This is a genomic window from bacterium (assembly GCA_039961635.1).
In the GTDB taxonomy this organism is placed as follows: domain Bacteria; phylum 4484-113; class 4484-113; order JAGGVC01; family JAGGVC01; genus JABRWB01.
Window position 1 is genome coordinate 84,286 of record JABRWB010000012.1, and the last position, 7,414, is coordinate 91,699.

Annotated in this window: 6 protein-coding genes; 4 read left to right on the forward strand and 2 right to left on the reverse strand. The window is 59.1% G+C overall.

Annotated elements, in window-relative coordinates; genetic code table 11:
- Positions 1-143: 143 nt before the first annotated feature.
- A complete protein-coding gene (gene ric, locus HRF49_02235) occupies positions 144-884 on the forward strand; it encodes an iron-sulfur cluster repair di-iron protein (protein ID MEP0813467.1) in 741 nt (246 codons plus the stop codon).
- A 40-nt stretch (positions 885-924) separates the two neighbouring features.
- Here the strand turns inward: ric and HRF49_02240 are convergent, their stop codons facing one another.
- Together HRF49_02240 and HRF49_02245 are read right to left on the reverse strand one after the other, a co-directional pair.
- Positions 925-1,578, reverse strand: a complete 654-nt coding sequence (locus HRF49_02240; GenBank protein ID MEP0813468.1) for a hypothetical protein — start codon at positions 1,576-1,578, stop codon at positions 925-927.
- 63 nt (positions 1,579-1,641) lie between these two features.
- The gene (locus HRF49_02245; GenBank protein MEP0813469.1) at positions 1,642-3,540 is read right to left on the reverse strand and encodes an adenylate/guanylate cyclase domain-containing protein; all 1,899 of its coding nucleotides are present in this window, start codon (positions 3,538-3,540) and stop codon (positions 1,642-1,644) included.
- A 92-nt stretch (positions 3,541-3,632) separates the two neighbouring features.
- Here HRF49_02245 and HRF49_02250 point away from each other — a divergent pair, with 92 nt between their 5' ends.
- The 3 genes from HRF49_02250 to HRF49_02260 all read left to right on the forward strand — a co-directional run bounded on the left by HRF49_02250 (position 3,633) and on the right by HRF49_02260 (position 7,254).
- Entirely contained in the window at positions 3,633-4,250 is a 618-nt protein-coding gene (locus HRF49_02250; GenBank protein ID MEP0813470.1) for a radical SAM protein, read from the forward strand.
- Between the two features lie 164 nt (positions 4,251-4,414).
- Positions 4,415-6,973 (forward strand): PKD domain-containing protein, encoded by a 2,559-nt coding sequence (locus tag HRF49_02255; protein ID MEP0813471.1) that lies wholly within the window; start codon positions 4,415-4,417, stop codon positions 6,971-6,973.
- Between the two features lie 56 nt (positions 6,974-7,029).
- Entirely contained in the window at positions 7,030-7,254 is a 225-nt protein-coding gene (locus HRF49_02260) for a hypothetical protein (protein MEP0813472.1), read from the forward strand.
- Positions 7,255-7,414: the final 160 nt, after the last annotated feature.

The window sequence follows — 7,414 nt, forward strand, 5'->3', positions numbered from 1 at the left end:
ATCGACCGTATATTATGTTATCAATTCCCGCTCGTTACATCTCTCACAAGCCCGCAATTCAGGTATATCAGTACCAGAATACCGATATAAACATGCGGGTGCCAGGGAACGGCGCCCGTTGTTTGATTCCAAGGAGGAACATCGTGAACAACACAATCGACTTTAATCTTACCGTAGGCGAAATCGTGGCCGAGCGCATAGGACGCAGCCGCGTCCTGGAAAGCTACGGACTAGACTATTGCTGCGGCGGCGGAACACCGTTCGCGGACGCCTGCGCGGCGAAAGGACTGGATCCCGACGAGGTCGCCGCGGCGATCGCCGAATCCGATGCCGCGCCCGCGGCGGGCGAGGACGACGGGGCGGACTACCGCAGCATGCCGCTTTCGCGTCTGTGCGACCACATCGAGGAAACGCACCACGTATTCATGAAGCGTGAGGTGCCGCGGCTGACCGAGCTTCTGGACAAAACGTTCAAGGCGCACGGCGAGAACCATCCGGAGCTTGCGCAGGTGGTGCGCGTATATGCGGGGCTGCGCGCCGAAATAGAAGCTCACTTGTTGAAGGAAGAACAGGTGCTTTTCCCGTTCATCCGCCAGATGGAAGCGACCGGCGGGGTGCCGCAGTTCCATTGCGGAAGTCTTCAGGCGCCGATTGGCGTGATGCTGCAGGAGCACGACAACGCAGGCGACGCGCTGCGCAAGCTGAGCGAACTGACGAACGGCTACGCTGTGCCGGAGGACGCCTGCAGCACTTACCGCGCCGCGCTTGACGGGCTGCGGGAGATGGAACTCGACCTGCACCTGCACATCCACAAGGAGAACAACATCCTCTTCCCGCGGGCGCTGGAGGAGGAGCAGATTCGGTACGAAACGGCGGCGGGCTAGCCCGAAGCGGAATGCAAAAGGAGCAATTCAAAAGGGTGCGTCAGGCGCCCTTTATTTTTGCATTTACAATCATCACCGCGGTGGCGAGTTCCGCGTTGGAAGGGAAGCGGAGCTGCCCGTTCTGGTAAATGCTCCTCGCGTCGGTGTAGTAGCCGTAGTATTCCCATATCGAGCCGCCGACAAGAAAGTATGCGGGATTCTTCTCATCCAGGCCCAAATCGCGCCTGGTGCTAGTCACCTGCGCCGCGACGTCGCCGCGCGCCGCGCCCGTAACCGGCCCGTCGAAGCTGCCGGAACGTATCGCGCCGTACTGGTTCATGTCGCGCTCGGCCTTGAGCTTGTCCTGGAATTTCTTCAGCAGGATAGCCCACGTGCCGTTCTTTTTCGGCAGCTTGGAGCGGTCGCCGGAAACCAGTCCGGAAGTGATTTTCACGGTTTTCGACTCGCCGATCTTGTAAAGCTTGTCGTCCAGCAGAACGATTGCGGCATTTGCGCCCGCAACCGTTTTGATGGTGTCGTCGAGGCGCACAGGCATGCCAAGCTCGGCGTCCACGCCAGCAACCTTTACGTTCCCGTTGAAACTGACGACGAACGCGAGTATCTCCTTTTCCGCGGAAAAGGCCAGGGGCGCGTGAAAAACCGCGGACGCGTAAACGAGCAGTCCGCCGACTGCAGTCAGAATCAATCGAAACATGGTGTCCTCCGGGACAAGACATGCGAATTATACCCGCAAGAGGGGCGCGATTTTCGGGGAGCGTCAGATGCCGAGTTCTTTGTCCGCCCTGCCGTTCATCGCGCGCGCGCGTGAGCCGGCGCCCGACAGCTCGCCGACCCGGTAAATCACGACCGGTTGCGAGCGGCCGCGCACCGTGAAGCTGCCGATTTCGGAAAGCTCTGCGATTCCGTCCAGATCGGCCTTGGTTTCCTGGGTCACCACCACGGCGACGCCCTGGCGTTTCGCCTCCTCGACAATCCGCTGGCAAACGTTGACCGCGTCGCCTATCACGGTGTATTCCATCCTTTGCGGGGAGCCGATGTTACCGACGCTCGCCGGCCCGGTGTGAACGCCGATGGTCGCGCCGAAATTTTCGACGCCGTAGCGCGCGCGAACCGCGTCTCGCACGCGCTCCATCCGGAAGCGCATGTCCACCGCGGAAAGCACCGCGCGGTTGGCATGCTTTTCCTCCTTTTGAAGCGCGCCGAAAACCGCCAGCAGCCCGTCGCCCAGGTACTTGTTCAGCCATCCGCCGTATGCCTGCACCGCCTCGTGCATTTCCGTAAAGAAGAGATTCAGCATTCCGACGACTTCCTCCGGCTCAAGCGCCTCGGAAATCGTGCTGAATTTGTTGATGTCGCAGAAAAGGAACGTGCATTCGATGCGCTCCCCCCCCATGCGTATGAGGGACGGATCTTCGAGTATGTTCTTTGCAAGGTCGCGCGAGACGTAGTATCCAAAAATGTTGCGCACGTGCTCCCTGTTGCGCGCGACCGCCAGCCAGTGCCAGTAAAGCGAGCCGATGAAGACCAGCGGCAAGGTGGCCGTCGGAGCGACGAGCGAAAGCGAGACCGAGGGGAATGCGAAATACTGCGCGGATATCGCGGCCGCGGTGGCAACCGCGCCCAGCGCGATGGACGCTTTCACGTCCAGGCTGAAAAAAATAATCGCGAATCCGAAAGCGAAGAGCGCGGCGAAAAGCATCTGGAATTGGCGCGCGTCGCGGATTATGCGACTCGGAAAAAGCAGATTCCCGGTTATGTTTGCCTGGATTATCAATCCAGGCGTGGCCTGCGCGGCTTCGCCAGCGGCTTCGTCGAAAGGCGTTTTGTGCAGGTCGCGCGTGTGCTGGGAAAGCGAGCCGAGCAAGACGACCTTGCCGGTAAACGGCGAAATGTCGGGCAACAGCATCCCCATCTCGCGCATGTTCCGCACGATTTCGCTTGTATAGACATAACTTTCCCCCGTTTCGGGATCGTACACGTCGCGCCCGCCGAAGTAGCCGATTGTGATGCGGTGCGATGGCGAGGTGGGGATTTTCGCGTCCGCGATCGTGACGGAAGCCGCGCCGCGGTACACCGTTGATGGCGACGACGCGCCTCGCGCGTGCGCGGCCGCGAGCGCGGCCAGCGAAGCGTATTCCCCTCGCGCGCCCGCGACAAGCTGCGCCTCGCGCACCACCTTGTCGTAAGGGTCGCGCACCAGGTTTGTGAATCCCACGCCCCACGCGTTCGAGGCGAACCGCTCAAGCGGCGGTATCGCGGCGGGCGCAGGGCCTTCTCCGAAAAGAAGCTCCTGGCCGAGAATCACGTTGCCCGCCTCCGCGATAGCGCTTTCGAGCGCCCGGTCGTCCTCTTCGGAGGTGGGATAGTCGAGCAGGATATCCAGCGCGATTGTCTTTGCCGCGCCTCCCGCGAGCGCGCTCACGACTTCCGCGATTTCGCTGCGCGGCACCGGCCAGTCCGGAAAATTGACAAGTAGTATTTCCGCCGGCGGCGATTGCTGGCCGCGGTTCGCCAGCCTGATATCGCGCATCGCGTTTTCCACGATGTCAAACGCGCCGAAAAGCGAGAAAAACTCGACAAGCAGAAACGCCAGCGCCGCGGTCAGTCCCGCCGCAAGGGCCTTCTTGAGCGCAGGCGAGCCGGGCTGGGGATACACGCCGGCGATTATACTTCGCCGCGGGGTAGAATGCCGCAGTGGAGCGCAGGAACGCATCCGGGAAGATCGTCGAAATCGCGGACGCGGAGCGCGTGCGCGTGCTGAAACGCGTCTCGCCGGTCTCGGTTCTCGGCCCGTTCGAGCGCGCCGTGATATGGGTGCAGGGCTGCCCGCTGCGATGCCGCGGCTGCATCACGCCGGAGGGGCTGCCGTTCGAAGGCGGCGAGCTTGTCCCCGTCGCCGAGCTTGCGGACTGGATAATCGAGGAACACGACGGTCGCGGGGTTGAAGGCGTCACGTTTTCGGGCGGCGAGCCGTTTTCGCAGGCCGCGGCGCTGTGCGCGGTCGTGGACAGGGCGCGCGCGCGGCGGAACATCGGCGTGATGTGCTACTCCGGATTCACGCACAAGCATATACAGCAAACGGGCAGCGCGGAGCAGATTGCGTTCCTTGCAAGGATTGACCTGCTCGTGGACGGGCCCTACATGTCGACGCGGCACGGGGATTTGCTTTGGCGCGGCAGCGCAAACCAGCGGCTTATCCTTCTGAGCGACAGGTATCGGGCGGAACTGGAGCGGATTATCGCGGAGGGGGGGGACAAAAGCGCGGGGCTGGAGATACGCGAACTCGAACGCGCGGGATTGGTGATTGCGGGCGTGCCGAACACGGCGGGTGCGGGCCATGATCTGAGAAGACGGCTTGCCGAGTAATAATGGAATGGCAATTGCCTGCCGCAAGCCGGTATAATACCAACGATGGCTGATGCCGGGCGCCTTCTGTCCCCGGAAGTATGCGTATTGATTAACTTTAAAAATGCAGATTTTCAGCGGGGCAAGGCCAATGCATTGCGCCGAGGTTTGCCGGAGGCATTTAAATGAACGTCCGATATGCAGGCAAAAAAGCGGCGGGGAAGTTCGTACTCATTATCATTTTGATCGCCGCCGCCGCGGGATGCGGGAACGCGAGATCCGGAAGCAAACCTTCCCACGATCAATCCGAGCTTATCTCCTACCTCTCCCGCGTTCTTGATGAAAAGCTCGCGGAGTACGGAACCGCGGACCGAGCCGTCGCCGCCGCGCCGTCGGGCGCTTCCGGGCGCGTGGATAATCTCTCTTACGATTCGCAGAACCAAACGCTTTCTTGGACGTATAAGAATACGGGCGATTACGATCTCTCCGGCGAAGTCGGCGTATCCGACATAACTCCTATTGCGCTTCACTGGCTTGCGAAAACGAACGATACTTTAGGCGACGACGCGCTTGAAGCTTGGATTGACGGCGACGCATCGGGCGAAGTCGCGGTCGGGGATATCACGCCCATCGCGATTAATTATCTCTCCGAAGTTGCAGGATACAGGATACTGACAAGCGATTCCGCGGACGGGAGTTTCACGCAGATCGGTTCGGATATCCCGTTCGGGGCAACAGGCCAGTTTCCCAAGGGATTTACAATCCCCGTCCCATCCGGCGCGCTTGCGTTCGTCGCGGTCGCGCCTTACGATTCCGCGGGCGCGCAGGGAATCCGCAGCAATGCTGTTGCGATTGCGGGCGATGTCCCGCCGCAGATATCCAGTATTTCGCCGCAGGGCGGGGATTCGGGCGGAGTCGTCCAGTTCTCCGCGTCCGTGTTCGGCACAGCGCCGTTCGATTATTCGTGGGATTTCGGCGGCGGCGCGGTTCCGAATACTACGATAGATCCGTCCCCTACCGTGACGCTGGGCGCTACGGGGATTTATTCCGCGTCAGTTACCGTAACCAACTCCGCGGGAAACGACACTTACGATTTCAATCTGTACGTCGTCGGCTCCAATACGCCGCCGCAGATTTTTTCGGTTTCGCCGCTTGCGGGCGAGGCTACATCCAATGTCCAGTTTTCCGCGGAGGTTTCCGGCTCGTCGCCATTATCCTATGCATGGGACTTCGGGGGCGGGGCCGATCCCGATGCTTCCAATTCCCCAAGTCCCGCGGTCGCGCTATCCGCCGCGGGAAGCTATGATTGTTCGCTTACGGTTACCAATCCTTACGGCAGCGACGCGTTCGATTTCACGCTGGATATTTCCCCGTACAACGCGCCGCCTGTCGCGCAGGCGTCGGTCACGCCGATTATCGGCGACTCCCCGCTTACGGCGACGCTTCTTTCCACAGGCTCGTCCGACCCGGACGGGGCTGTCGTTCTTTACGAATGGGACTTCGATTCGGACGGGACTTACGACTATTCCACCCCCTCCCCCGCGCCAATCGAGCATGTGTATCCGGGCGAAGCCGCGGGCGGGCCTTACGAGGGGAAGTACCGCGCCCGGCTGCGCGTGACCGACGACGGGGGAAAGACCGCGACCGCAGAGACGCCGGAGTTCATATCGAACGACGCGCATCTGTACTGGACATGGGAGTACGTGGACGGGGGGGCGCAGGCGGGGTATGCCGTCAGCGGCGGGAGCGTGAACATCGATCCGCGCGACGGACGACCGTGCATCGTTTACAGGGCGGAGGACGTAGGCTGGAAGATAAAGGCGGCGTGGAGGAACAACGACGGCACTTACGAATTTGATCAATACGATTTCGGGCATATGTTTTCCATGTCCAACGCCGCGATGAAGCCGGATGGAACCATGGTGCTTGCTGTTCACTGGTACGACGAAGTGACAATGGAAAGCCAGTTGAGCGCGATCTGGAGAACCCCGGATGGAGTATGGACAGACGAGCTAGTTGACAGCGAAGGCATCGATATTGGAAGAGATCCAAGAATTGCGCTAAATGATATGAATCTTCCTGGAGTTATTTATTCATATTCGGCTGTTGCCTGGGACATTCCAGCCAATCAGGTTCGCTATGCCTTTTACAACGGAATTCAATGGCAAGTTGAAATAACCGATATAGATGTTACCCAATATACGGACCAGATGGACTGCCTTGTTTACAACGGTTCAACTCCGTTTGCTATAGTGTCCGATGACATTTTATTAACATTTGAAAGATCACAAGCCGGAATATGGACTGAGTCAGTTCTCGATGCATCAGCACCCACTTCCTTTGTAGGGGCGGCTGCCCTAACCCTAAACGGACAGATTCAGATTCTCGCGGGTATGGATGAAACCAATCAGGTATATTGGTATGGCGAATCTGGAAGCGGGTGGAACCGTGAGCTTGTATTCGACGGTATTGACGAACATCACTGGATAATGCCCGGATTTCCCGGCATTTATGCCCATTCAGGAAGAACCTACGCAGCTTTTTCATTTTACGACCAGCCATACATAATGTACTTTTGCTACTCAATTGGAAGTGCTTGGAGGCAAGAAGCTGCAAAGGTGGGTTTGGATGCACCTGCAGTTTCTAATCAATTGGTCGTCAGGAATGATGGCAGCGTGGTTTTGGCTCTTTTCGACTCACAAACACGGGAGGTGATGCTTGGAATTAGGCAGCCAACGGGATAAAAAGCAGTCAGCAGTACATTCAACCGAGTCTGATTTTAATTTGAAGGAGGATTAGCATGACAGACGTGTACATGGACAAGACCAACGGCTCAATTCGGCCAAAGTATCCTGACGATTTGCTGGTTCCGAACGTGGATGCGGGTGCACCGACTTTGGGCACTTCCGGCAACCCCTGGTTCGACGTTTTCCTAAAGAACCTGACGGTCGTCACCAACGGCAATCCGTCAATCGTCGGCGACAACACGGCCAACCGGACGATCACCTTCGGCCAGAAGGGCTAGACGTACAAGGACAACGTCAACATCGGCGCGGATTTGCTGGACGTACTGAACGGCTTCAAGGTGCGGGGCTACATCAAATCCAGCCTGCTGCGCTACGGCGGCTCAAAACCAATTTGCAGGGGGGAGCGGCGGCTCGCCCTCGCTCTACGAATGATTTGCT